We start from the raw sequence: 26,674 nt of genomic DNA, 5'->3' as shown, positions 1-26,674 counted from the left end.
CTATGGGGCTGTCTTATCTGCCATAAATTCAGACTCAGGTACGGGTTTACTGAACAGGTAGCCTTGAAAGGTATCGCAATTTAGTCGCGCCAGATAATTAAATTGTTCTTCGGTTTCGACTCCCTCAGCGACAATGTTCAGTTTTAGGCTTTCTCCTAACTGGATAATAGTATAAACAATTTGGGCTTTTTCCTTACTATCCAGCATATTGCGTACGAACGACACGTCAATTTTCAGGGTGTCGAAAGGAATTTGCATAAGATAAGAAAGCGACGAGTAACCTGTACCAAAATCGTCCAGAGCGAACTCAATACCAAGGCGCTTTAATTGCTTTATTTTATTGGTGACGCTGGAAATGTCATCCATCAGTAAGCTCTCTGTGAGTTCCAGCTTTAATCTGTGAGGTTGGATGTCGTACTTCTCTACCAGAAGTTGAACCTGCTCGACAAACTCGGGTTGCTGAAACTGTTTGGCACTGACGTTAATCGACAGTTGCATCTTTGCTTTTTCCGGGCTCTGCTGCCATTGCTGGAGAATTTGACAGGCGCGCTCGGTAATCCAGTATCCTAAAGGAACAATTAAGCCGGTTTCTTCGGCTAAAGGAATGAAGTCAGCAGGAGAAACAAAACGGCCACCATTTTGTTTCCAGCGGATAAGTGCCTCAGCTCCGGTAGGTTTTGATTTAACATTTACCTGAGGTTGCAGGTAAAGTTCGAATTCGTTCTGTTTTATTGCATTACGCAATTGCTCTTCCAATTTGACTCGTTTGCTGACCGCATCGGCAAACTCCTGACGAAACAGTGAGACTTCTCCTGAGCCTTTGCGTTTTGAGTGGGATAACGCAAGGCCTGACTGTGTCATTAAAGTTTCAGCATTCGACTCGCTGTCGTCAAACAAAGAAGCGCCTGCGCTAAAGGAGCAAAGGTGCGTGTAGCTGTTTAGCTGATAGGGCTGCTGTAGTTGATCCAACAATTGATAAATTCGGGTCAGCAATTGCTGTTTTATATTGACTGAATTACCGCGCTCAAGGCCGGTGAGCACAACGGCGAATTCGTTCGCGCTCAAACGCGCCAGGAATGAGTTGGCTTTCGTCGAACTTTGCAGCCTTTCTGCCACGCGTTTTAGCAGCAAATCCCCCATATCGGAGCCCAGGGTGTTATTTAATATTTTAAATTTATCGATATCGCAGAGAATTAACGCACCGTTTTGTCCGTCTTCGTTATAAGTTGCGAGCCTATCCTGTAAATGATCCAACAAAGAGCGGCGGTTTGCTAACCCGGTTAACGCATCGTTGTAAGCCAGATAACGGATGCGCTCACTGGACTCAACTTCTGCACTAATGTCTGTGGCCGTTGCGACAAAATGTCGCTCTTTTTGTTGGTTATAGCGCACTTCTGAAATACTTAAGCGAACAGGGAAAGTCTTACCAGAACGTTTTCTTACGTTAACCTTACCTTGCCAGGCAACTCTGCGGGCTAGTGAGCTCTTAATATTCTCCAGTAATTTATCGGCATGCTCAATATAGTCTTCAATATTGAGTTTACTGCCTTTTATTCGTTCCAGGTCATCTCCGGTAAGTCGCGTAAATGCCTGATTCGCTAACAAAACACGGTTATGTTCGTCGAATAGCAGCAAGCCGTCATCTATGGCGCTAATAACTTCATAAAGTTGCTCTGCCGACATTTGGGCTAATTTTTGCTGTTGCTGCAAGCGTCTGTCTATCTGCGTCGCTATAATGGCCATGAGAGCGGTTAAGCAGGAGCCAATTCCAACAACGTAAGCCAGCCAGTTACCATGGTCGGTGAATACCGCGTCGGGTTCACGGGTGGGGTAAAAATTGGCTGCTATCATGGCGGTATAGTGCATACCTGAGATAGCCAGAGCAATAATGGCGGCAACAACAGTTTGTGCGCTTCTGCGCCTGAACCAGCTGGTTCTTTCCGACTCTTTATAATGGCGGTATGCCAGTAAAGCAATTATGCCCAGCGATACGGCAACAACTACCGAAAGTACAAACCAGAGTGGGTCATAACGAAGGTGGGCTGGCATTTCCATTGCTGCCATTCCGGTATAGTGCATCAGACCGATACCTGCGCCTAAAACGGTGCCTGCTATGAGAGTCGCGCTAACCGACGACAAGGACACCTGAATCTTCATTGCAATAAAGCTACCGATAATGGCCGGAGTAACCGAAATAAGAGTTAATAATACGCCATGACTCATGGGCAGGTGAAGCTCAAAAGCCAGCATGCCAATAAAATGCATACTCCAGACACCAATACCAGAGATGACGGCGCTGACAATTAACCAACTGTAGCGAGCCACCTTAGCCTGATATATTTGTACACGTTCCAGTGTGAGTATTGCGGTATAAGAGGCAAGCAGTGCAACACAATAGGAAAGCACGACTAACCCCGGATTATGGGAGCCATTTATAGGGGACTGGGAAAATTGACCCAAATCGAAAAATGCGTATAGGGTTTCAAGCATAAATTTAATTTTACCAGAGCCGTTGGCTGGAGTACTAAAACTATTTAATACTTTGCAATACGACACTGAGCCCCGAAAGTATCATTAGTACCAGTGTAAATTGTCTAAAGCGTTGCTCTGATACATGCTGCTGAAGTCTTTGCCCGACGCTGGCGCCAATAAGCGCGCAGGGCAATAAGGTGAGTACCAGATAAAGATGGGACTCTGTGTAAATTGACTGGCGCGAGAAATTCGCGACGTTTGCCATGGCAATGCAGCAGAAAAACAGACTGAGCGTCGCGCGAAATTGCTGCTTGGGAATACGAGCATTGGCCAGAAATAAAACAATAGGCGGCCCGCCTAATGTCATTAAGCCGTTGAGTAAACCAGAGCCTGTACCCACCGCAATATGTCCGGGCGCATGCTCAGCCGTAGGCAACTGTTTACCGCTGGCTAAAGCGAGCGCAACAGCCAGTATGACAAAACCAAGAAGCAGTTTTATAAACTGTTCGTTTACGGCTAACAGCAAAGATCCCGATACCAGAGAGGCAATGACACCTGACAAAATTAGCCACCTCCACTGAGACGGGCGGGCTGCCTCCCTGTTTTTCCAATAGATCCAGCCGCCTATTACGATATTAATAACAGACAGTGCGGGCGTAAGTACGCTAATAGGGAACCACAGCGCCAGAATTGGGACGGCTAATAAACCGGAGCCAAAACCGCTTATCCCCTGAACCAAAGCTGCGAAGAAAAATACTATTGCGGCAGCGAAATACTCCAAATGAACCTCTTTTGTCTTATAATGCTGAAAACGGCTTTTCAGTCACGCCAATAGTCTTCATAATGATAACAGGAAAAACAACGGAGCTGAGCATGCGGGTGACTCTGGTCGTGTTGTTGGCCTTGTTCCTTGCGTTACAATACCGTCTATGGTTTGGCAAAAATAGCCTACCGGATTATTGGCGGTTGCAGCAAGAAGTCAGCAATCAGAAAAACACGAATGAAAACCTGGAAAGACGTAATCAACTCATTTACGCAGATATCGAAGATTTGCGCGAAGGGGAAGATGCGCTGGAAGAGCGTGCCCGTAACGAACTAGGGATGGTAAAAAAGGATGAAGTTTTCTTCCGTCTTGTACCTGATCGTAATCCATAGCCTGAGCGGGTGAGCGAGATGAAGAGTGAGTCAGAAAGCCACGCAAACAGTCAGACTGATTCGTTAATGGCTGTAATTCCTGCGGCTGGCAACGGAAGCCGGATGCAGGCTAACATCCCCAAGCAGTTTCTCACGGTCGCTAACCGGACTTTGCTGGAGTACAGCATTGAAGCCGTATTGAACGATGCGCGGGTTGAACAGGTTTTCGTTGCGGTTTCTGACCCTAATGCTGAATACCTTATTGAGCTTAAAAAGAGCCTGCCAACAAAGGTTCATTTTGTGCAAGGCGGCAATAGCCGTGCCGAATCCGTATTGGCCGGAGTCAAGGTTGTCGTTTCTCAAGGGGCTACCCATGTTCTGGTGCATGATGCGGCACGCCCCTGCTTACCGAAAACGGCATTAGCAGCGGTCATTAATACCGGCTTAACTGACCCTCAAGGCGCAATTCTTGCTATTCCGGTAAGAGATTCCCTAAAACGTGCTGTTATCTCTGTCAATGATGAAACCGGTGTTACCCATGTAGAATCCAGTGTTGATCGAGAGGCCTTGTGGCAGGCTCAGACACCACAAGTTTTTAATGCAGAGCGTTTACAGCAGGCTATTGAGCACATGGGGGCATTAAACCCTCAGTTAACTGATGAAGCTTCGGCTATGCAGTGGTGTGGTTTTCAGCCAGCGCTTATTCCCGGGTCTATCCGCAACTTAAAAGTGACTCACCCGGAAGATTTTGAATGTGTTCGTGACTGGTTATTAGCGAACAATAATGATCATAAAAATTAAAAAGGACAGTCGTTCATGAAAATCCGTGTCGGTCATGGTTATGACGTTCATCGCTGGGGCTCAGATAAGCCTTTAATTTTAGGCGGTGTTGAAATTGAGCATCACCAGGGACTTGTCGCACATTCCGACGGCGATGTTGTTCTGCACGCTGTCACCGACGCGTTATTAGGCGCTTTAGCTTTGGGTGATATTGGTCAGCACTTTCCGGATACCGATGAACGCTACGCCGGGGCTGATAGTGCCGAATTGCTGAGTCATGCCGTAAGTCTATGTCAGGAAAAAGAGTTTAAGACGGGTAACATTGACGTAACTGTTGTCGCTCAGGCTCCGAAAATGGCCCCTCATATTGACGATATGCGGGCCAGCATTGCCCAGTGTTTAAAAACCTGCATCGACAATGTGAATGTCAAAGCGACAACGACAGAAAAGTTAGGCTTTGTGGGGCGTGAAGAAGGTATTGCTTGTCATGCCGTGGTTCTGATGGAGTCATTTTAATGTTGGCACCCTCACAAGTGTCTTTGGCTGATTTACCGCGTTTACATAAAGGTGACAGACCGCAGGCCGAATTTAAACAGACACCTGAAGATTTTCAGGTTATTGAGCAGCTTGATGTTGCTGATGACGGTGAAGGTGAGCACCAGTGGCTTTGGGTTAGAAAAACCGGAGCTAATACAAACTTTTGTGCGGAAAAAATTGCCCGTTTTGCCGGAGTATCAGAAAGAAATGTCAGTTATTCCGGGTTAAAAGATCGTCAGGCAGTGACCTGGCAATGGTTTTCTATTCAGCTGCCCGGCAAAGAAACGCTTAACTGGGATGAGTTAAACGACGAAGAAATGTCGATTGAGCGAGTGATACGCAGAACTAAAAAGTTAAAGACGGGGTTTCACCGCGCGAACCGCTTCGTTATTCGGTTAGCTAATGTCAGCTCCCGGGAGGCGCTGGAAAACCTCTGGCAAGGTGTGAGTGAGCTGGGCGTAATAAATTATTTTGGCGAACAGCGCTTTGGCCGCAGCGGAGATAACGTTGCACAAGCTGAGCGCTGGCTTATGGCGAGCCGCCCCCCGCGTATCAGCCGCAGCAAGAGAAGCCTTTATTTGTCTGCACTGCGCAGCTATTTATTTAACGAGATAGTGGCTGAGCGAATACGTCAGTTTGGTATAGACGGCACTCTGACAGGTGATTGTGTAATGCTGGAAGGCTCGCAGTCGGTTTTTACCGTAGCGCAATGGGACGACGAACTTAAACAGCGGCTGGCAAATAACAATATTTACTTAACGGCACCTCTAGCAGGAAGCACAAATAAACCCTTAGTGAAGGGGGAAGCCGACGCCTTTGAGCAAAGCTTATTACAACCGTTCGATAGTTGGTTACAGGCGCTCAAAAAACTGCGCGTAGAAGCGACTCGCCGGGCTATTCTGTTGCACGTAGAAAATCCAGAAATTAGTTGGCAGGGTAAGGACGCAGAGCTTCGCTTTACGCTTCCGTCCGGCGCTTATGCAACAACCGTATTAAATGAAATTGTGGACTTAAGTGGTGAATCCAGATGATGAAAATTTTATTGAGTAATGATGACGGCGTACACGCTCCGGGAATTCTCGCCTTATACCAGGCTTTAAAAGAAGTGGCGGACGTAAGAGTGATAGCTCCGGACCGTAACTGCAGTGGTGCCAGTAATTCGTTAACCTTACATAATCCTTTGCGGGTGCGTCGGCTGGATAATGGTTTCTATTCTGTTAATGGTACGCCCACAGACTGTGTTCATTTAGGTACGAACTCGCCGATGGCTGAAGACGTGGATTTAGTCGTATCCGGTATTAATGACAGCCCCAATATGGGTGACGATGTATTGTACTCGGGCACGGTGGCGGCCGCGATGGAAGGGCGTTTTATGGGGCTGCCTGCCATTGCAGTATCGATGGGGGGGCGTGGACACGACTACTATGATACCGCCGGGCGGGTCGTGGCAGAAATTATCGCTAATATGGAAAACGATCCGCTGCGGCTTGATACGGTACTGAATATCAATGTGCCTTACACGACCTACGATAAGTTAAAAGGTACCCGGGTGACTAAATTGGGACGTCGGCATCGCGCAGAGACTATGGTTCACGACCGGGACCCTTTTGGCAGCGAAATCTTTTGGTATGGACCCATTGGGCATCATGCAAGTGACGAACCCAATACCGACTTTACCGCGATTCATGAAGGTTATGTCTCCATTACACCTTTAAGCCTGGATATGACGGCGCAACGTCACACCGATACACTGACAGACTGGTTAGAACAACAAAAATGATGATTAGCAATGGACAGTCGCGGGTTAAGCGACTGATTCAACAATTAGAGGATCTCGGCATTACCAACAAAGAGGTGTTGCGGGTGATATCTGAAACCCCCAGACATCTGTTTATGCCCGAGTCATTAGCTCACAAAGCCTATGAAAATACGGCGTTGCCCATTGGTAATGGGCAGACCATCTCGCAGCCGTTAATGGTGGCAACAATGACGCAGTTATTAATGCAGCATCATTGTAAAAATGTGCTGGAGATAGGTACCGGATCAGGTTATCAGACGGCGGTTCTGGCGCAACTGGTTGATAAGGTTTTCAGTGTTGAGCGTATTGCTACTTTACAGTATCAGGCCAAGCGACGTATGCGGCAGTTGGACTTACATAATGTTGCTATGCGCCATGGTGATGGCTGGAAAGGCTGGCGCAGCAAAGGGCCGTTTGACGGTATTATTGTTACTGCAGCTGCCAGCGACATACCTCAGGATTTAGTCGAGCAGCTTGCCGACGGCGGCGTGATGATTATTCCGGTTGGCGAGCAGAACCAGTCGCAGAGCCTCGTAGTTATGCGTCGCTTTGGCGACTCGCTGGAGCAACAGCGTATTGGTGATGTGCGTTTCGTACCTTTAGTTAAGGGAGATGTCGTTTGAAGCTGTTCTCCGCACTGTACGATAAAGTTTTATCCTGGACTCAGCATCCCAGAGCAGACATTATTCTTGGCCTGTTGAGTTTTGCAGAGTCGGTGATATTTCCTATTCCCCCCGATGTTATGCTGGCGCCAATGGCAATGACTCAGCCTAAAAGAGCGTGGCGATTAGCGTTTTTGACAACAGTTACCTCAGTAGCCGGCGGAATTTTAGGGTACTTTCTGGGCTACTGGGCCTATGAATCATTAGTTTTGCCGGCGGTTGAGGCACTTGGCTACGAGTCGAAGCTGCTTACTGTTCAGGGCTGGTTTTCGGACTGGGGCGTTTGGATAGTGTTTATTGCAGGTTTTTCTCCTATTCCTTATAAATTATTTACGGTAACTGCCGGGGTTATGCAGATAGCGTTTTTTCCTTTTGTTATTGCATCGGCTATCAGTCGCGGCATGCGCTTTTATCTGGTGGCCTGGTTGTTGCGTACTGGTGGTCCGGAAATGGGCGTAAAACTTCGTGAATATGTTGACCGCATTGGCTGGACACTGGTAATACTGGTTATTATTGGGTACGTAATAGCGCAGTTGGTATAAATGATGTTGGTATCGTCCGGGGCAATTAGGCAATCTGTATTATTGGTTTTTGCCATCATTCTGCTGCAGGCTTGCAGTGGCCGGTCGGCACCTGCACCCGTCGAAGAACTCTATACCGGAAAAACTTACCGCGATTTTGAAGCCAATTCTATAAACGACAAAGAATATGAAGTTCAGCCCGGAGAAACGCTCTATTCAATTGCGTTTCGAGCTAACCTGGATGTTCAGGATATTGCTCAAATCAATAATTTACAAAAACCTTACACTATTTATCCGGGGCAAAAATTGAGTCTCGAGAGCGAACCGCAACGGGGCGCCACCACAGCCAGAAAGGCACAGCGAACAGCTAGTGCTAAACAGAATAAAAAAGCCTCTGATAACGCACAAAATAATATAAAAACGCCCGTTGCTAATAACAAACAGAAAAGGTATGGTCAAAAAACGAGCACGAGAAAAACGGTTGCAAAACAAACCGATAAGGGTAGCAAGAGCCAACCGATACAGCGAATTAAACGGCCTGAAGTGGCGCAACCCAGCAATGACAATATTGTCTGGCGTTGGCCGTCATCGGGCAAAATAATAGCTGACTTCTCGTTGCGTGAACAAGGCAATAAAGGGATAGATTTTGCCGGTAGCCGGGGTGATTCAGTTAACGCCGCGGCGGCTGGAAAAGTGGTTTATGTTGGAAGCGCATTACGCGGGTTCGGTAATTTAATCATTTTGAAACATAACGATGATTTTATTACTGCCTACGCCCACAATGAAGACATTCTGGTGAAGGAAAAAGAATGGGTGGACGTAGGTGAGACTATCGGACGTATGGGAGATTCCGGTAGTTCTAGTGTGAAATTGCATTTTGAAGTTCGTTTCCGTGGTAAGTCGGTTAATCCGAGGCATTACTTACCCAAATCTCGCTAGTCATGTGGGAATAATAATAACAAGATAAGGAAGTCGACGTGTGTTGTAACACGGTGTTCAGTATAACAGGAGCTTGTTATGAGCCGCATAAAGGAAGAAGCAGTTGAAAACGTCGAAGCTAATGAAGAAGAATCTATTATAGATAGCGCTGACAGTGCAGCAGAAGAGTTGGAAGAGGCGCTATCCTCGTCTTCAACTCAATATCAAAAGAAGATGGACGCGACGCAGTTATATCTGGGAGAAATCGGTTTCTCTCCATTACTAACTGCTGAAGAGGAAGTCTTTTATTCCCGCCGTGCATTGAAAGGTGACAAAGCAGCCCGCCGTCGTATGATTGAGAGTAATCTGAGGTTGGTTGTTAAAATTGCCCGCCGTTATTCTAATCGCGGGCTGCCTTTATTAGATTTAGTTGAAGAGGGTAACCTCGGCCTTATCCGGGCGGTTGAAAAATTCGACCCTGAACGTGGATTCCGCTTCTCAACTTACGCTACCTGGTGGATACGACAAACTATTGAGCGCGCTATTATGAATCAGACGCGCACCATTAGATTGCCGATTCACGTCGTTAAAGAGCTTAACGTGTACCTTCGTGCCGCCCGTGAACTTGCGCATAAGCTGGATCACGAGCCAACCGCCGAAGATATTGCGAAAAGCCTTGATAAGCCCGTGGGCGATATCACCAAAATGTTGCGTCTGAATGAACGCATTGGTTCGGTAGATACGCCTATAGGCGGCGATAACGACAAAGCCTTGTTGGATATCCTCACCGACGATGCTGATACCGGACCTGAAGGTGTCTTGCAGGATGAAAACCTGAAAGGAAATATCACGGAATGGTTGCAGTCGTTAAATCAGAAACAACGCGAGGTACTGGCACGCCGCTTTGGACTGATGGGCTATGAGCCATCGACCCTGGAGGATGTTGGTCGTGAAATAGGTCTTACGCGTGAGCGAGTCCGGCAGATACAAGTGGAAGCCCTGCGTAAATTACGCGATTCGTTAAAACAGCAAGGCTTAACTTTAGATTCTCTATTTACTGCTCAGTAAAAGTAACACTCACTAAACGTACTAAAAAGGCTCAACCTTGTGTTGAGCCTTTTTGTTTCTGCTGCCATCGGTAAAGAATATCCAGCGCCTGCTTCGGAGTCATATCATTAATGTCCAGTTGTTCCAGCTCATCAAGCAGCGGGTCGCGTTTTTCTGTATGAGACGGCATGGTTTCAGGCGGCGGAGTGAGTTCCATAGTGGTTTGTTTAGGTTCGTTTAAAACTCCGTGTTGAGTATGCTCCAGCTCTGACAGCTTTTGTTTTGCTTTGTGAATGACATGATCGGGCACTCCGGCCAACTTAGCCACTTGCAAGCCGAAGCTCTGGCTAGCAGCGCCTGGGCTGACCTTATGCAAAAAGGCGATGGTATCGCCATGCTCTTTCGCATCGACGTGAACGTTTACCGTGGCTGGCAACTCTTCTGCCAACTCGGTTAACTCAAAGTAATGAGTGGCGAATAAGGTCAGACACTGGAGTTGTCGGGACAGGTAATCAGCACAAGACCACGCCAATGACAAGCCGTCATAGGTTGAAGTACCACGACCAATTTCATCCATAAGCACCAGACTTTTTGCTGTGGCGTTATGCAGAATGTTCGCGGTTTCTGTCATTTCTACCATAAAAGTCGAACGCCCTGAGGCTAAGTCGTCAGAGGCTCCAATACGGGTAAAGATACGGTCAATGTCGCCAATAATTGCCTTATCAGCTGGTACATAGCAGCCCATGTGCGCGAGAATAACGATTAACGCGGCTTGTCGCATATAAGTCGATTTACCACCCATGTTAGGGCCGGTTATCATCAGCATACGTTGCTGCGGCGTCAGTGACATGGGGTTAGCAATAAAAGGTTCATCGCTCAGTTGTTCAATAACCGGGTGACGAGCCGCTTCCAGTTCAATTAAGCTGGTTTCCTTTTGCAACTGTGGGCGACAATAACGATAATTATCAGCCAGCCGTGCAAAACAACACAAGGTATCGAGTTGAGCCAGACCCGAAGCGCTTTTTTGCAACGCATTCACCTGTGGCAATAAGTGCTCAAAGAGTTGGTCGTAAAGCCATTTTTCTCTGGCCAGAGAACGTGCCTGAGCATTCAGAACTTTGTCTTCGTGCTCCTTTAACTCTGGAATAATATAGCGTTCTGTATTTTTTAGTGTCTGACGACGCTGATAGTCATCGGGTACTGCTTCTGATGACTGCCTGCTGACTTCAATAAAGTAGCCGTGAACTCTGTTGTAGCCAACTTTTAATGTGGCGATACCACTTCTCTCACGCTCACGCTGTTCCAGTTGTTTCAGGTAGTCTGTAGCACCCGTTGCAAGATCGCGCAGTTCATCAAGCTCTTTATCGTATCCTTCGGCAATAACGCCGCCGTCGCGAATTAGTAAAGGTGGCTGCTCAATAACGGCTTTAGTCAGCAAGTCGACAACTTCTGGAAAGGGTTCAATAATGTCGTGCAGATAACTGAGCGAGCGGTGAGACAAAAATGCTCTGACTTCCGGTATTTTAGCCAGGCTGTCGCGCAAACGCGCAAAGTCTTTCGGACGCGCGCTTCGTAAGCCCACACGGGCAACAATACGTTCAATATCGGCTAACTGTTTTAATGTTAGCTGTATATTTTCAAAATCCAGATTTTCTTTTAATGCGTCGACAGCGTCATAGCGCTGATTGAGTTCCTGATGATTGCGAATAGGGCGTTGCAGCCATCGTTGAAACTGCCGGCTGCCCATAGCCGAAACGGTTTTGTCGAGTACCGCCGAAAGGTGCGTATCGCCTTCGCCCATGCTTTGCTGCAGTTCAAGGTTTCTGCGTGTTGCTGCATCGAGAATAATGGCGTCTTGCGGATGTTCCGTTATTAGTGCCTGAATGTGAGGCAGGGCAGCGCGTTGAGTTTCTTTTACATAATGCAGAATAGCACCGGCAGCTGCCAGGGTAGGCTCATCATTTTTGATACCGAAGCCCTCTAAATGCTGAGTGCCAAACTGGCGTGTCAGCAGCATAAACGCGGTTTGTTGCTCAAACTCCCAGGCCGGTCGGCGTTTGCATTTCGCTTTTGCTAAAGGTAGTCCGGCCAAGGAAATAGACTCTGGATAGAGCAATTCGGCAGGCTCCAGACGCTGCATTTCTGCAGCCAGCTGTTCACTGGAATGGGCTTTGGTTATCCAGAAACGGCCACTACTTAGCTCCAGACTAGATATTGCGTATTCAGCTTCCGGCTGTTTAGGATTCAGCGGGCAAATAGCAACTAACAGGTTTTGTCTTTTTTCCGCTAACAGCGACTCGTCAGTGACGGTTCCCGGCGTGACTATACGCACGACTTTTCTTTCAACCGGTCCTTTACTGGTTGCCGGATCGCCAATTTGTTCGCAGATGGCAACGGATTCGCCCATATTGACCAGGCGCGCCAGATAGTTTTCTACTGCGTGATAGGGAACACCTGCCATTGGAATAGGCTCACCATTACTCTGGCCGCGCGCGGTGAGGGAGATATCCAACAGTTGGGCTGAGCGCTTGGCGTCTTCAAAAAACAGTTCGTAAAAGTCCCCCATACGATAGAATAAAAGCATGTCAGCATGTTCCGCTTTTATACGTAGGTATTGCTGCATCATTGGGGTATGTGATTGGATCTGTTTATCAGAGAATTCAGGCATAATTGATTATTCTTATCTGGAGCCAGTGTTATGTTAGCAACCACGGCAATCGCGCCGCAAACCTTTAAACTCGCGGAACAAGTGGGTTCGAGTCTACAACAGAAGCAGCAGACTTTATGCACCGCAGAATCTTGTACCGGAGGAGGGATAGGATACGCTATTACCGAAGTTGCGGGAAGTTCTGCTTGGTTTAATGGTGGATTAATCACCTATACTAATGCCCTTAAGCAAAAGCTATTGTCGGTTGAGCCCAGCGTGCTGGAAAAGCAAGGGGCAGTTTCCGAAGCTTGTGTACAGCAAATGGCGACTGGTGCCATAGCGGCATGTGATGCCGACTGGAGTATTGCAGTGAGCGGTGTTGCAGGTCCTGCGGGTGGTACAGCGGATAAACCGGTGGGCCTGGTGTGGATGGCAATAGCAAATAGTGAGGGCTGTTGGTGCTGGTCTGAACAATTTGCAGGTGACCGCACCCAGGTGCGTTTACAAACTTTAGATGCAGTTTTGGATAAGCTTATAAATTTAATTGAATTACAATAGCTTACTTTTGTTTTAGTGAAAAAATAAGAACAATGCTTGATACTGTAAATGTGTACAGTATACTGTTTATAAAACCAGTGATTAATAACGGAGCTTATAATGAGCAATGATCGTCAAAAGGCGTTAGATGCAGCGCTCGGACAAATCGAACGTCAATTTGGTAAAGGTTCTATCATGCGTCTGGGTGATAACCAGACCCTGGATATCGATTCTGTTTCAACCGGTTCATTAGGGCTGGATATTGCTCTTGGTATTGGTGGCTTGCCTTTTGGCCGGGTTGTCGAAATTTACGGTCCTGAGTCCAGTGGTAAAACGACTATGACTCTGGAAGTGATTGCCGAAGCGCAAAAAATGGGTAAGACATGTGCCTTCGTTGATGCTGAGCACGCGTTAGACCCGATTTACGCAGAAGCTTTAGGTGTTAACGTTGATGACTTATTAATATCGCAACCAGATACCGGTGAGCAGGCTTTAGAAATTTGTGACATGCTGGTTCGTTCCGGCGCAGTTGATATTGTTATTGTTGACTCGGTAGCAGCACTAACACCCAAAGCGGAAATTGAAGGTGAAATGGGCGATAGCCATGTTGGTTTGCAAGCTCGTTTAATGTCTCAAGCCCTGCGTAAGCTAACTTCGAACATTAAGAAATCCAACACCATGTGTATTTTCATCAACCAAATTCGGATGAAAATTGGTGTGATGTTTGGTAACCCTGAAACGACTACTGGCGGCAACGCACTGAAGTTTTATTCTTCAGTGCGTCTGGATATTCGTCGTACTGGTGCATTGAAAGAAGGTGACGAAGTTGTTGGTAACGAAACCCGCGTGAAAGTGGTTAAAAACAAGGTCGCTCCACCGTTTAAAGAAGCACATTTCCAAATTTTATACGGCAAAGGTATTTCTAAAGAAGGTGAACTTATTGACCTGGGTGTTAAACACAAAATGGTTGATAAAGCTGGTGCCTGGTACAGCTATAACGGCGACAAGATTGGTCAGGGTAAAGCTAACTCAATGAAGTTTTTGCAGGACAACCCTAAAATTGCCGATGAATTAGAAGGTCGTATTCGCGAACTGTTGTTGTCGAAACCAGAAAAGCGAACAAAAGAAATTCGTGAAGCTGAGCGCGCTGCTGCGAAAGAAGACGAGAAGAGCGAAGCTAAGGCTGACAAGAAAGCAGAAAAGAAAGGTAACGAGAAAGACGACATCAGTTTGTCATAACGGATTTATTTTTCTTAATAACAAGCCGGAGCTTATTGCTCCGGTTTTTTTATGAGTAAAAGTTACTGAAACGCACTTTTGGGTGAGCTGACTGAGAACAGTTCCTGGTAAAGTTTAGCGGCATACCCGTCAGTCATGCCGGAAAGGTAATCAGAAATTACGCGCAGAGCATTCCCGCCTTTTTGTTGCTGTTGCAGATAACGCAAACGGGTATTTTCAGGCAATAAACGTTCCGGCTCTACAGCTAAAACCTCAAACAGCTCCATAACAATTTGCTGCCCTTTAAATTCCTGTGCCTGCATTTCGGGCTTTCGAATGACCCATTTAAAAATAAATTGCTTTAACGAGTTCAGCAGAATTTTTTCGGCTGCTCCTAACTGAACTTCATATTGCAGCAAAGGACAGTCAAAATTGTACTCAGTAGAGTTCAGTCTTGCTGAGGTAAGCAGCCGGTTAACTAATCCTCCTATTGCCTGTTTGCGGAGGTGATGGCTGCCGGAAAAGAGATCTTCGGTTAACTTTCGGGCGTTAAAGTCGGAAAGCTCTGCTTCAAGCTGCTGCAGGTCAGAGAACATGTGTTCTTCCCAGTGATGCCGCTGGATAAGGCCGACAACAATGGCGTCCTCAAGATCATGAACGCCGTAGGCTATATCATCAGCCGCTTCCATAATGGATGCATCAATACTTTTTAGAGCACTTTTTCCGTGGGTAGTTTGTGCTGGTTCATGCACTAAGGACTGGAAATTTTTCTTATCGTTAGTGCTTAGCGGCTGAAGTACCCAGTCTAACTGCTCTGAGTCGTCGTCATACAAGGCTTTTGGTGGCAACCATTCGCGAGTGGGTAAATGACGAAAGTTTGTTACCTCAGGGGGGAGTTCTTGTCTTCGGATTGCGCTGGCTAATACCGGGTACTTTAACAGCCCCAGCAGAGTTCTTCGGGTTAAGCTCATGCCATGTTCAGGCGTGTATGCTTCAAGCTGAGTGACAATACGAAATGTCTGGCCGTTACCTTCAAATCCGCCGTTGTTTCGCATCATATAATTAAGGGCAATTTCACCACCGTGGCCAAATGGCGGATGGCCTATGTCGTGCGCGAGACATAAAGACTCGAGCAAAGGTTCTGAAAGCTCCAGTTGTTCAGCCAGTAACGGATGCTGGTTACTTAAATGAACTACCAGGCTGGCACCAATTTGACTGGCTTCCAGCGAGTGGGTCAGTCGTGTACGGGGGAAGTCGTGCATACCAACATACATAACCTGAGTTTTTGCCTGCAGCCGCCTGAATGCCGCACTGTGAAGAATTCGGGCTTTGTCCCGTTGAAAGTTTGTGCGGGTATCGTTAGGGCGCTGTTCCGAGGTACCTGACTGGCGTTCTGTCCAAATCATCTAACTGCTCAGTGATGTTGTTGACGAATGAGTAATCATAGTACGATAGATACATTATTAAGAAAAGTAGGAAACAGCACATGTCGGAAGTGAAAGTCGCTTTAGCTCTGGGCTCTGGAGCGGCCAGAGGATGGGCGCACATTGGTGTCATTAAGGCATTGGAAGAGATGGGCGTGCGCATCAATATGGTGGCCGGTACATCAATTGGCTCGTTAGTAGGAGCCGGCTATGCGTCCGGACGATTGGCCGAAGTAGAGCAATGGGTTCAGGGCATGAACCGTTGGGAAGTGTTTAATTTGCTGGATTTTGGTTTTAACCATGGCGGCATTATTGGTGGAGAAAAAGTCTTTAACCGCGCGCGGGAAGAATTTGGTCAACGCAATATAGAAGATTTGCCTGTTACTTATGGTGCCGTTGCGACCGATTTATACAGCGGTCGCGAAATTTGGTTACGTAAGGGCGACCTTTATGATGTTTCCAGAGCATCTTGTGCCATGCCGGGCGTGTTGTCACCGAAGTCTCTTGACGGACGCTGGCTAATAGACGGAGGCTTGGTGAACCCAGTGCCGGTGTCGTTGTGCCGAGCTTTGGGGGCAGATTTTGTTATTGCTGTGCATCTTAATTCGCAATTAAATTCAAAAGCGTTGAAACGCAGAGGGCGAAGCATCCCACCTCAGACGGAAACCGAGCAGGTTGAAAAAGAAAAAGCTGATATGGAAGAGCACGGAGAGGATGATAACGGCTTTTTTGACAGCCTTTGGTCAGGCAGTAAAGAGTATCTGGACAGTTTTAAAGAACGCTTTAGAAATAATGGTGAAAAAGCGCCGGGGATGTTCAGTGTTATGGCAAGCTCCATAGACATTATGCAGGAGCGTATTACTAAGGCCCGTATGGCGGGTGATCCGCCGGATATTTTAGTGCAGCCTAAGCTTGGCCATATCGGTATTATGGAGTTTTATCGGGGTCAGGAAGCCATTGATCTGGGTTACGATACAACCACCAGAATGCGTGACTTGATTATGGAAGAAATTGAACTTTATCGTGAGCGCAGAGGTTAGTCAGATTTTCTCTGAGTTGAAAAGATAAAGCCGTCTCGCCTGCGCTGAGACGAGACGGCTATTATTCTTAATAACCAGCGGCGTGCCCATCCTTACGGCTTTCAGAAGCACCAATATAGACATCTTGTTCATGGTCTTTCCAGATAGCCTGATAGCCACCGTAGGGTCCCAGGGCTTCCTGTAGTGTGTGCCCCATTTTTATTAATTCACGGCGAGTGTTTTTTGAGAAACCATTTTCCAGACTAACAACGCCACCATCTTCCATTATCGATCCTGTTGGCTGACTTGAGCCTGTATGCAGAATACGCGGCGCGTCACCGGCTTCTTGCAAGTTCATATCAAAATCAATGAGGTTGATAAGAATTTGTGCGTGCATTTGTGGCTGCGTAGCTCCTCCCATAACTCCGTAGCTCATAAGCGGCTTACCGTCCTTAGTGACGAAAGCAGGGATAATGGTGTGGAAAGGGCGTTTACCTGGTTCAAATACGTTACGGTGGTTTGGGTCTAACGCAAAGAGCTCGCCCCGGTTTTGCAGAACGAAACCTAAATCGGTTGGAGTAACGCCTGAACCCATACCGCGATAGTTACTTTGAATTAGTGACACCATATTGCCATCTTTATCGGCAGTGGTTAGATAAATAGTGTCGCCCTCTGTTGGCGGGTTACCCGGCTCAAAGGAGCGTCCGGCGCGTTCAGAGTTAATTAGCTGCGCCCGTTTTTTGCCGTACTCTTTGTCGATAAGACCCTGAACCGGTACGTCATTGAACGCCGGATCCGAATAGTATTTAGCACGGTCTTCAAACGCCAGCTTTTTGGCCTCTACAAAATGATGAATGTACTCGGGGCTATCGTGACCCATGGCTTTGATATCAAATTGCTCAAGTATATTCAGAATCTGCAGTGCTGCTATGCCCTGTGTATTGGGTGGTAATTCCCATAAGTCGTAGCCGCGATAGTTAGTGGATACGGGATCAACCCAGGTAGAGCTATGTTGCGCTAAATCATCATATGAGAGAAAACCGTCGTGCTTTTCGACAAAGTCGCTGATAGTACGGGCTATCTTCCCTTTGTAAAAGCTGTCGCGACCCTCATTTGCCAATATTTTGTATGTATTGGCAAGGTCGGGGTTTTTAAAACGTTCGCCTTTTTCCGGAACACTACCGTCACGCATAAAGACATCGGCAAAACCGGGAATATCTTTCAGTACCTCGGCATTGCGTTTCATGTAATACGCGATAACTTCAGTCACCGGAAAGCCAGACTCTGCATAATGAATGGCGGGTTGCAGAATTTTCTCCATGCTGGCTTCACCAAAACGGTCGTGTAGCTCAAACCAGCCATCTACCGCCCCGGGTACGGATAAGGGAAGTACACCGCGAGCCGGAATTGATTCGTACCCGTTTTCTTTAAAATAGTCGAGCGTTAAGCTCTGCGGGGAACGTCCAGAGGCATTGAGGCCATGAAGTTTCTTAGCCTCAGCATCCCAGACAATGGCGTAGAGGTCGCCACCAATACCGTTTCCGGTTGGCTCGACCAGACCTAATACCGCGTTAGCTGCAATAGCGGCATCTATTGCATTGCCACCTTCCTGCATAATATCTAACGCAACTTGTGTGGCTAATGGCTGGCTTGTTGCGGCCATTGCCGTAGGTGCCATCGCTTCTGAGCGGGTAGCAAAGTGATGCCCGGTAATACGGTCACTGGCATTACTGGGTAAGGTTGTTGCCGCGCAGGAAAATGCGAGCGCCGCGGATGCAATAATATTTAATTTAGCCATAGTGGTTACCTTCTTGTTTTTCTACCACTATAGGACTAACTTCTAAAACAAAAAAGACCAGCCACGATGGGCTGGTCTTTTTATCAGTTACAAGGCGTAAATAGCTTAGCCTTTTTTGTCACCATGGTAGTAATCATCAATGACACTTTCCATTTCATCAAACTTATCCTGAAGTTCTTGGTTTGGTTCAGCAGTAAGCTTACTGAAGATGATAACCGCGAGAGTAGACAGGATAAAGCCTGGTACTATTTCGTACACATAGGCCGAAAGCTGTTCGCCACCGAAAGTCGGTCCATAAATCCAGAACAGAACTGTGATGGCGCCAACTAACATGCCGGCTAATGCACCGTGGCGATTCATACGTTTCCAGAACAGGCTAAGAATGACTACAGGACCGAAGGCTGCGCCGAATCCTGCCCAGGCATTGCTGACCAGATCAAGAATAGTATTTTCTGGATCCCAGGCAAGCCAAATAGCTACAAGGGAAACCGCCAGAACAGATATACGTCCAACAAGAACAAGTTCTTTTTGGCTTGCATCTTTACGTAAGAAGGCTTTGTAAAAGTCTTCGGTTAAAGAGCTTGAACTCACCAGCAATTGCGAAGAAATGGTGCTCATAATTGCGGCCAGAATTGCGGCCAGCAGGAACCCACTAATTAACGGGTGGAACAAGAACTGCGAGAAGATAATGAAAATAGTTTCGGCATCAGGGAGACTCATTTGGGTCTCGGATACGTAAGAAATACCGACAAAGCCTGTTGCCATGGCGCCAATGATAGAAACTACCATCCACGAGACACCGATACGGCGAGCAGCTTTAACATCGCTCACAGAGCGGATGGCCATAAAACGCACGATAATATGTGGTTGACCAAAATAACCCAAGCCCCAAGCCAGTAATGAGATAACTCCAAGAACTCCTAAAGCTGTGGATTCTTTGACGTCATAGAAAAAGTCTAAGAAATTTGGGTCAATGTCCTGGACCTGTCCAACGACACTGCTGTATCCGCCAAGCTCCGCAAAGGCCACAATAGGCACTAAGACCAAAGCAACGAACATGATACAGCCTTGCACAAAGTCGGTCATACTCACCGCCAAAAAGCCCCCGAACAGGGTGTAAGCACAGACAACGCCGGCTGTTACCCAAAGGCCAGTGGTATAGTCCATGCCGAAGGAGCTGTCGAACAGCTTGCCTCCCGCAACTAAGCTGGCAGACGTATACAAGGTGAAGAAGATGATAATAACAACTGAAGAAAAGATACGCAGCCGACGACCTTTGTCAGTGAAACGATTGGCAAAATAGTCGGGTATTGTAATTGAGTCGTTAGCAACTTCGGTGTAGGTTCTGAGGCGGGGCGCCACTATGACATAGTTTAAGAATGCACCAATGACCAGACCCACTGCAATCCACAACTGCGATACGCCAGAGACGTAAATTGCACCGGGTAAGCCCATCAACATCCAACCACTCATATCGGATGCACCTGCTGATAATGCCGTAACTGCAGGGCCTAAGCCTCGTCCTCCAAGCATATAGCCTGAAACTGAGTCGGTAGACTTTTTATAGGCGTAAAGCCCAATACCTAGCATGACAATAAAGTACAGCGCTAGTGATATCAGAGTACCTGTTTCCACATTAAACTCCCGTTTTTTAGTTTTTAGTCAGCGATCTTAGCGCTTCTGTCGCTGTTATATTGAATGTTCTGTTTTAAATGTTCGTGCAGCAATTGTTGAACGTAAGTTTGCTGCGTGTCCTCTAGTACTATGTCTGTTTTATCAAACGCGATCATTTTACCACGATATAAAATTAAGATCTTATCCGCAATGTGTTTCACGATTTGCGGCGAATGTGTCACTAAAATGTAAGAAATACCCATATCTTTCTGAAGATCGAGCATAAGATTAATGATTTGAGCTCTAATTGATGGGTCAAGTGCAACCAGGGCTTCGTCGGCGACAACAATCTGCGGTTCCAGAATAATGGCCCGCGCAATACAGACTCTTTGTTTTTGCCCACTGGACAGCATATGAGGATAAAACTCCCAGTGCTCCCGCAGCATACCAACGCGTTGCAAGGTTAAATTGACCCGTTCCTGGCGCTCGGCGGCTGTTAACTGGGTATTAAATAACAGAGGCTCTTCCAGCTGTTTACCTATGTTGAGGTGCGCATTCAGAGAGTTTTCACTGTCCTGAAATATCATTCGAATGTTGTTACATAGCTGAGGGTAGTTATTGCTATGAAGCTTCTGGCCATTAAGCAGAATTTCGCCACTGGTTGCGGTGTCTACACCACCAATAATTTGTGCCAGGGTCGATTTTCCCGATCCGGTCTCGCCCATTACTGCCAGTATTTCGCCAGCTTCAAGGGTGAAAGACAAAGGCTCTATCGCTACCGACTTAGGAGTCCATGGCCAGCCTTTTCGGGAGCGGTACGTTTTGCCGAGATTTCGAACTTCCAGTAAGTGACTCATGAGCTGCTATCCAGTAGCGGGAAATGGCAATGATACACACGTTGTCGGTCGTGAGTGGCCCGTGGTGCTTTAACGCAAGTTTTTTGAGCGTATGGGCACCGGGGCCCCAGACGACACCCAATTGGCATATGCCGCAAGGTTGGTATGGAGCCGGGCAGGGTCGGTAAACGCGCTTTGTGAGGCAACTCCTGTTGCGTTTGCAATGACATGCGAAGCATCGAGTCGGTATAAGGGTGCGCCGGTTCCGACAAAATGTCCTGAGCAGGACCGGTCTCCATTAGCTGCCCACAATAAAGCAAGGTTAAGCGTTTGGTCTCAGGCAAAATGGAGCCGACATCCTGAGAAATTAGCACCACGGACATTTTTTGGCTAACCGCCAGTCGTGCCAGCAAACGATGGATCTGTAAACGGGTTGAAGGTTCCATCGCGGTGGTGGGTTCGTCGGCAATAAGGAGTCTGGGACGGTGAGCAATGGCTATAGCAATACTCACTTTTTGCGCTATGCCCTGAGACAATTCAAAAGGGTAGCTTTCCATTATAGATTCGTGGTCGCGAATGCCCACTCGGTGAAGCAGTCTTTTGACCCGGGTTTTACGATCAACCCGGCGACGCATGAATGTACCCCGAACATCCCCTTGTGGAATAGCTTCCACAATTTGTTGCTCTACTGTGCTGTTAGGATCGAGGTAGGCATTAGGGTCCTGAAAAATCATAGCCATATCGCGGCCGGTAATTTGCCGGCGCTGCTTTGGCGTCATTGCCAGTAAATCCTGTCCGTTCCACCAAAGTCTGTCGGCGGTAACTTGCCAGTTAGGGTTGATAAAACCCATAATGGCTTTTGCCAGCAAGCTTTTCCCCGACCCGGATTCGCCCACAATACTGTGAATTTCTCCCTCGGTAAGCTGCAGATTGACTTTATCCAATACTCGAACGATGCCGTGCGCTGTTTGCATCTCTACTGTCAGATTGCGTATATCGAGTAACTGCATTAGCTGTTAACCCTTTCTTTTAATGCACGGCGCAGGCTGTCTCCGACAATGTTAATGGCCATAATGGTAATAAACAAGGTTACGCCCGGCAGCACCATGGACCAGGGCGATAAATAAACCTCGTCCAGACTGCGTGCCAGCATGCTGCCCCATTCAGGAGTTGGAGCCTGAATACCCAGCCCAAGAAAGCTAAGAGCCGCAATATCCATAATAGCAACGGAAAGCGATACCGTAAGTTGCATGACCAATGTGGGGGTCACGTTAGGTAATATCACCCGGTAAAGCAAGTAGGCTTTGGAGCAACCATTGAGTCTCGAGGCGGTAACATAGTCCTTATGCCATTCTTCGTGCACCGCATTACGGGTAACGAAGATAAACTGTGGAATTAACGAAAGCGTTATAGCAAAGGCTACGTTATTAAAACCGGTACCGAGAATCGCAATGATGATAAGCGCCATCAAGAAGGAAGGAATGGACAGCAAAGTATCAAAAAGTCGCGATAAGCTTTGGTATTTTATAGTTCGGTCGATACCGGCAAGAGCCCCTATGCTCATGCCAATTAGTGAGGATACAGCAACCATAAGTATGGGGAGTCCCAGACTGTATAGTCCACCAATTAATAGCCGCGATAGCATGTCCCGACCTAAATCGTCGGTGCCAAACAAATAATTCATATTGCCGCTTTCGACCCATGAAGGGGGAAGTGCAATGGCATCAGAGAACTGGGCTGACGTATTAAAGGGTGCGAGCAAGGGTGACAGCAACACAACCAATATCATTGCCAGCAGAACATACAAAGCGGCCATGGAGAGAAACCTTGAGCGGAAGCTCTTCCAGACTAGCTTGAGTGGCGACGGGGTTTCATCGTGATGGTAAAGATTAACGTGTGGCATATTGTTCGTGCCTCACTATTGGGAATCGCCAGCCATGATATAGCTCGACCAGTAAGTTAAAGAACAAAATAACGAAAGCGAACATTAATACAGCTGCCTGAATAATAGGGTAGTCACGTTCAAAAATACTGCGGATAAGCCAATTGCCCATTCCCGGCCAGTTAAAAATGGATTCAACCACAATGCTGTTGGTTAACAGTAAACTGAAAATTAGGGTGGTCTGTTGCAGTACCGATTGCACGGCATTAGGAATAGCGTGTTTTACCAGTACTCTAAATTCACTTAACCCGCGGGCACGAGCCGCTTTTACGAAAGGTTTTTGCAGCATTTCCTGGGTTGCATTTCGCATTAAGCGCAGTAACAGCATCATTGGCATGATAGCCAGTATGATCACCGGCAGAACAATATGATTTAAAGCGTCCTGAAGCGCCGCGGCTTTATATTCCGAGTCACTTAAAAATACATCGATGAGAATTGAACCGGTTTGTGGTTCGACACCATATAAAGGGTTTATCTGGCCGGTAATAGGGAACCAACCGAGTTTTATGGCAAACAGTAGTATCAGTAACTGAGCTAACCAGAAAACCGGGATAGAGTAACCAACCATAGCCAGACTTATTACCGTCTGATCGGAGCGCTGACGAAAGCGGGAGGCAGCAAATACACCTAATGGTAAACCAAAAATAATGGCAACCAGTAAGGCCAGAAGAATGAGCTCCATTGAGGCCATAAAGTGTTGAATACCATCGGCAAATACCGGTGTACCATTACTCAGCGATAGCCCCCAGTCGCCGGCAAACAAGTGTTGCAGGTAACGCATGTATTGAATGGCCAGGTTCTGGTCACCGCCACGCAGTTCAACCATGAGTGGATAACTGCTCTGGAACGACCGGATGCCGCTCATATTGGTTATTGGGTCGCCCGGAAACAAGTAATTGAGGCTAAAACTAAACACCGTTAGTAAAAACACAGCAATAATAAAAACGCTTAAACGGCCTATAAGATAGCGGGTCATTGTGACTCTTCCTCCGCGGTATCTTTGGTGGCCAGGCGAAAGTTAATACCGCCATAAGGGGGAAGTTCTACGCCGCTGATGTTTTTCTGCTGTGCCTGAAAGCGTTTTGAGTGGGCAATAGGTAATAAAGGTTGCTGCTGATTCAGTAAGTGCTGAGCTGACTGATACAGAGCTTTACGCTCTTCCGGAACCGTGGTTGCTATGGCGCTGTAAAGCAACTGGTCAAAACCCGGGTGGCACCAGTTAGCCCGGTTGCCACCGGTAGCTACGGCAGCACAGCTCAACAGTGGTCTGAAAAAGTTGTCAGGGTCAGCATTGTCGGCATACCAACCAATGAGCACGGTATCGTGTTCACCACGAGAAAGGCGTCGGCGAAAGGTGTTCCACTCATAAGAAACAATGCTAGCAGAAACGCCAATTTGAGCTAAGTCTGACTGCATCAGTTCCGCCATTCTGCGGGCGTTAGGGTTGTAGACGCGCTGTACCGGCATAGCCCAGATGTTAATATTCAAATTTGAATGACCGGCTTCTTCCAATAAACGTTTGGCTTTTTCCGGGTCATACTGATACTGAATGCCACGGTCATCATAAGCCCAGGATGTTGGCGGTAGTATTGATTGTGCGAGCTCAGCATTACCGTAATATATGGTCTGAATAATTGCTTCGCGGTTAATGGCGTGGCTCAGAGCCTGACGAACCCTGGGGTCATCAAAAGGTGCTTTCTCAGTATTAAATGCCCAGAAAGAGACGTTTGGACTTACTTCATCGGTGACGATTAACTGTTCCCTGTTGAGCGCCTGCAACTCACTCACTAGCGGATAAGGAATAATGTCACATTCGCCGGTGACCAATTTAAGCATACGCTTGTTCGCGTTCGGAGTAATAGAATACACCAGATGTTCAATTCCCGGGCCTTCCCGCCAATACCCAGGATGTCGGGAGTAACGTATTAACACGTCTTTGCGATAACTTTCGAAACGATAGGGGCCGGTTCCTATGGGCAAAGCATCAATTTGCCCGGGCCGGTCTTCTATCAAAAGTTGTTGGGCGTACTCAGCGGATAAAATAATGGCGAAGTCTGTTGCAAGGTTCGCTAAAAACGAACTGTCGGCATTATTCAGCACAATATCGACCGTCATTTTGTCAATTTTAACAACTTTATTGATCAGCTGATCCAGCCCTGTGGCTCTGAAAAAGGGATAGCTCCCTCCGACCTGATGATAAAGACTGGTCTCATCCAGCCATCGGTTAAAGCTGAACTGAACGTCGTCAGCGGTTAGTTCGCGGCTGGGCTGAAAGTAGTTGGTGGTATGAAACTTTACGCCTTCGCGCAAATGAAACCGATAACGAGTGCCGTTATCCAGAGTTTCCCAGCGCTTCGCAAGTGCAGGTACAAATTTTTGTTGCTCAGCATCGTAATCAATTAACCGGTCGTAGAGTTGAGCTGCAGTTGCATCAACGGTAGTGCCCGAAGTAACAAGCTGGGGATTAAAAGAAGCGGGGTTGCCTTCTGAACAGTAAATAATACCGTCGGCCAGGGGAGCTGGCTCTGGCTCCTCAGACTGACAGCCTGAGAGAAACACTGCTGCAATAACAAGCACATTGGCGTACGCTTTAATCATTAGCTGCGGAAGCCCCTTCCAATAACTGATACTTTTTTAAGTAACCTCGTAACTGATGATAAGTCAGTCCAAGAAAATTAGCTGTTTTCTTTTGGTTAAACTGACATAAACGCAAAGCTTGCGACAAGACATCAATTTCATACTCTTGCGACTTTTGTTTAAAGTCTATTGGTTGATCGGCGTTGAGTTTCGGCATATCAATTACTTCATTACTTTCAGTATTGCTTTGTTCATTGGCCAATGGCTCTTGCGCTACTGTTTTTTCCGTAACCGGAGTTTTTGGCCGGAACGGACTGTTAAATGGGTCAATAATAATGTCATGAATAGGGACATGACCATTTCCCAGCCGATATAAGCTCCGCTCTACTGTGTTTTTAAGCTCGCGTACGTTACCGGGCCAATGATATTCAAGCAAGGTTTTACGGGCTTTCTCGGAAAAACCACTGAATAACTCCAGTTCCATTTCGCGTGCCATAGAAATAGCAAAGTGCTCAGCAAGTAACATGATATCGTCGCGGCGTTCACGTAGCGGTGGCAGGGTAATAACATCAAATGCCAGGCGATCCAGCAGGTCGGAACGAAACTTGCCCTTGGCAGCCAATGACGGCAGGTCTTCATTGGTAGCGGCAATGAGGCGAGTATCGACTTTAACCGAATGGCGGCCACCTACTCGCTCGAATTCTCCGTACTCAATAACCCGCAGCAGCTTTTCCTGAACCCGCAGGGACGTATTGGCTAATTCATCAAGAAATAGCGAACCACTGTCAGCGCGTTCAAAACGACCTTCGTGCTTTTTAGCTGCGCCGGTAAAAGCGCCGGCTTCATGACCAAAGAGTTCACTGTCGAGTAAGTTTTCATTAAGTGCGGCACAGTTGAGGGTAACGTATTGCTGTTGCCAGCGTCTGGAAAGATAATGACAACGCGCCGCAATAAGCTCTTTGCCTGTACCACGTTCACCAATAATTAATACGGGCTTATCGAGGGGAGCAATCTGCGACACTTGTTCCAGCACATCGGAAAAGCTGTTGGATTGTCCGATGAGGTTGTCGGGTTTTCGCTCAGGGCGCATGTCGAATGCCTTATATTATAGTTATTTTTGCTAATTATTAGTTTATTTTACGAACTCCCGCAAGGGTGTAATTCACATAAACTATAAAAAGTATTTATAAAAC

24 protein-coding genes are annotated in these 26,674 nt (G+C 47.2%); 12 read left to right on the top strand and 12 right to left on the bottom strand.

Translation table 11 applies throughout. The annotated features are described in order from the left end of the window. Both ACN0RF_RS03675 and ACN0RF_RS03670 read right to left on the bottom strand, forming a co-directional pair. Complete coding sequence (locus ACN0RF_RS03675) at nt 1–2,490, bottom strand: EAL domain-containing protein (protein ID WP_417438094.1); 2,490 nt, start codon at nt 2,488–2,490, stop codon at nt 1–3. Between the two features lie 40 nt (nt 2,491–2,530). After that, the gene (locus tag ACN0RF_RS03670; RefSeq protein WP_417438093.1) at nt 2,531–3,253 is read right to left on the bottom strand and encodes a sulfite exporter TauE/SafE family protein; all 723 of its coding nucleotides are present in this window, start codon (nt 3,251–3,253) and stop codon (nt 2,531–2,533) included. Between the two features lie 92 nt (nt 3,254–3,345). On the opposite strand from ACN0RF_RS03670, the gene ftsB reads away from it, so the two are divergent. The 9 genes from ftsB to rpoS all read left to right on the top strand — a co-directional run bounded on the left by ftsB (nt 3,346) and on the right by rpoS (nt 9,890). Further along, the gene (gene ftsB, locus ACN0RF_RS03665) at nt 3,346–3,627 is read left to right on the top strand and encodes a cell division protein FtsB (RefSeq protein WP_011234005.1); all 282 of its coding nucleotides are present in this window, start codon (nt 3,346–3,348) and stop codon (nt 3,625–3,627) included. 18 nt (nt 3,628–3,645) lie between these two features. Continuing rightward, on the top strand, nt 3,646–4,407 hold the full coding sequence (gene ispD, locus ACN0RF_RS03660) for a 2-C-methyl-D-erythritol 4-phosphate cytidylyltransferase (protein WP_417438092.1): 762 nt from the start codon (nt 3,646–3,648) through the stop codon (nt 4,405–4,407). 15 nt (nt 4,408–4,422) lie between these two features. Further along, entirely contained in the window at nt 4,423–4,902 is a 480-nt protein-coding gene (ispF, locus tag ACN0RF_RS03655) for a 2-C-methyl-D-erythritol 2,4-cyclodiphosphate synthase (RefSeq protein ID WP_417438091.1), read from the top strand. Beyond that, complete coding sequence (truD, locus tag ACN0RF_RS03650; protein ID WP_417438090.1) at nt 4,902–5,954, top strand: tRNA pseudouridine(13) synthase TruD; 1,053 nt, start codon at nt 4,902–4,904, stop codon at nt 5,952–5,954. The genes ispF and truD overlap by 1 nt, the downstream gene beginning before the upstream one ends. Continuing rightward, nucleotides 5,951–6,703: a 5'/3'-nucleotidase SurE gene (gene surE / locus ACN0RF_RS03645; RefSeq protein ID WP_417438089.1), complete on the top strand. Its 753-nt coding sequence runs from the start codon at nt 5,951–5,953 to the stop codon at nt 6,701–6,703. Before truD ends, surE begins: the two co-directional genes overlap by 4 nt. Beyond that, nucleotides 6,703–7,344, top strand: coding sequence for a protein-L-isoaspartate(D-aspartate) O-methyltransferase (locus ACN0RF_RS03640; RefSeq protein WP_417438325.1), 642 nt, complete (start codon nt 6,703–6,705; stop codon nt 7,342–7,344). The genes surE and ACN0RF_RS03640 overlap by 1 nt, the downstream gene beginning before the upstream one ends. Continuing rightward, nucleotides 7,341–7,925, top strand: coding sequence for a YqaA family protein (locus ACN0RF_RS03635; protein ID WP_114981397.1), 585 nt, complete (start codon nt 7,341–7,343; stop codon nt 7,923–7,925). Before ACN0RF_RS03640 ends, ACN0RF_RS03635 begins: the two co-directional genes overlap by 4 nt. Then, the gene (locus ACN0RF_RS03630) at nt 7,926–8,843 is read left to right on the top strand and encodes a peptidoglycan DD-metalloendopeptidase family protein (RefSeq protein ID WP_417438088.1); all 918 of its coding nucleotides are present in this window, start codon (nt 7,926–7,928) and stop codon (nt 8,841–8,843) included. Nucleotides 8,844–8,921: 78 nt separating this feature from the next. Then, the gene (gene rpoS / locus ACN0RF_RS03625) at nt 8,922–9,890 is read left to right on the top strand and encodes an RNA polymerase sigma factor RpoS (RefSeq protein WP_417438087.1); all 969 of its coding nucleotides are present in this window, start codon (nt 8,922–8,924) and stop codon (nt 9,888–9,890) included. A gap of 31 nt (nt 9,891–9,921) precedes the next feature. Here rpoS and mutS read toward each other — a convergent pair whose 3' ends face one another. Beyond that, nucleotides 9,922–12,537 (bottom strand): DNA mismatch repair protein MutS, encoded by a 2,616-nt coding sequence (gene mutS / locus ACN0RF_RS03620; protein WP_417438086.1) that lies wholly within the window; start codon nt 12,535–12,537, stop codon nt 9,922–9,924. A gap of 30 nt (nt 12,538–12,567) precedes the next feature. Here mutS and ACN0RF_RS03615 point away from each other — a divergent pair, with 30 nt between their 5' ends. Continuing rightward, complete coding sequence (locus tag ACN0RF_RS03615) at nt 12,568–13,074, top strand: CinA family protein (protein WP_417438085.1); 507 nt, start codon at nt 12,568–12,570, stop codon at nt 13,072–13,074. A gap of 99 nt (nt 13,075–13,173) precedes the next feature. Further along, nucleotides 13,174–14,292 (top strand): recombinase RecA, encoded by a 1,119-nt coding sequence (gene recA / locus ACN0RF_RS03610; protein ID WP_034820647.1) that lies wholly within the window; start codon nt 13,174–13,176, stop codon nt 14,290–14,292. 62 nt (nt 14,293–14,354) lie between these two features. Here the strand turns inward: recA and ACN0RF_RS03605 are convergent, their stop codons facing one another. Continuing rightward, a complete protein-coding gene (locus ACN0RF_RS03605; protein ID WP_034820648.1) occupies nt 14,355–15,677 on the bottom strand; it encodes an anti-phage deoxyguanosine triphosphatase in 1,323 nt (440 codons plus the stop codon). A gap of 80 nt (nt 15,678–15,757) precedes the next feature. On the opposite strand from ACN0RF_RS03605, the gene rssA reads away from it, so the two are divergent. Beyond that, on the top strand, nt 15,758–16,735 hold the full coding sequence (gene rssA, locus ACN0RF_RS03600; RefSeq protein ID WP_034820650.1) for a patatin-like phospholipase RssA: 978 nt from the start codon (nt 15,758–15,760) through the stop codon (nt 16,733–16,735). 67 nt (nt 16,736–16,802) lie between these two features. Here the strand turns inward: rssA and ggt are convergent, their stop codons facing one another. The 8 genes from ggt to pspF all read right to left on the bottom strand — a co-directional run bounded on the left by ggt (nt 16,803) and on the right by pspF (nt 26,571). Continuing rightward, nucleotides 16,803–18,512, bottom strand: a complete 1,710-nt coding sequence (ggt, locus tag ACN0RF_RS03595; protein ID WP_417438084.1) for a gamma-glutamyltransferase — start codon at nt 18,510–18,512, stop codon at nt 16,803–16,805. 105 nt (nt 18,513–18,617) lie between these two features. Further along, entirely contained in the window at nt 18,618–20,147 is a 1,530-nt protein-coding gene (putP, locus tag ACN0RF_RS03590) for a sodium/proline symporter PutP (protein ID WP_417438083.1), read from the bottom strand. Between the two features lie 23 nt (nt 20,148–20,170). After that, nucleotides 20,171–20,983 carry an ATP-binding cassette domain-containing protein gene (locus ACN0RF_RS03585; protein ID WP_011233989.1) on the bottom strand — a complete coding sequence of 271 codons (813 nt, stop codon included), beginning with the start codon at nt 20,981–20,983 and terminating at the stop codon, nt 20,171–20,173. After that, complete coding sequence (locus tag ACN0RF_RS03580) at nt 20,980–21,972, bottom strand: oligopeptide/dipeptide ABC transporter ATP-binding protein (protein ID WP_011233988.1); 993 nt, start codon at nt 21,970–21,972, stop codon at nt 20,980–20,982. Before ACN0RF_RS03580 ends, ACN0RF_RS03585 begins: the two co-directional genes overlap by 4 nt. Beyond that, entirely contained in the window at nt 21,972–22,865 is an 894-nt protein-coding gene (locus tag ACN0RF_RS03575) for an ABC transporter permease subunit (RefSeq protein ID WP_034820655.1), read from the bottom strand. Before ACN0RF_RS03575 ends, ACN0RF_RS03580 begins: the two co-directional genes overlap by 1 nt. Then, entirely contained in the window at nt 22,852–23,880 is a 1,029-nt protein-coding gene (locus tag ACN0RF_RS03570) for an ABC transporter permease (protein WP_034820656.1), read from the bottom strand. Before ACN0RF_RS03570 ends, ACN0RF_RS03575 begins: the two co-directional genes overlap by 14 nt. After that, nucleotides 23,877–25,502 (bottom strand): ABC transporter substrate-binding protein, encoded by a 1,626-nt coding sequence (locus ACN0RF_RS03565; RefSeq protein ID WP_417438082.1) that lies wholly within the window; start codon nt 25,500–25,502, stop codon nt 23,877–23,879. The genes ACN0RF_RS03570 and ACN0RF_RS03565 overlap by 4 nt, the downstream gene beginning before the upstream one ends. Continuing rightward, entirely contained in the window at nt 25,495–26,571 is a 1,077-nt protein-coding gene (gene pspF, locus ACN0RF_RS03560) for a phage shock protein operon transcriptional activator (protein WP_034820662.1), read from the bottom strand. Before pspF ends, ACN0RF_RS03565 begins: the two co-directional genes overlap by 8 nt. Between the last annotated feature and the right edge of the window lie 103 nt (nt 26,572–26,674).

The organism is Idiomarina sp., assembly GCF_048260185.1.
GTDB lineage: Bacteria > Pseudomonadota > Gammaproteobacteria > Enterobacterales > Alteromonadaceae > Idiomarina.
The sequence above is the reverse complement of the archived record's forward strand: the minus strand, read 5'-3'. Positions and strand labels throughout refer to the sequence as shown.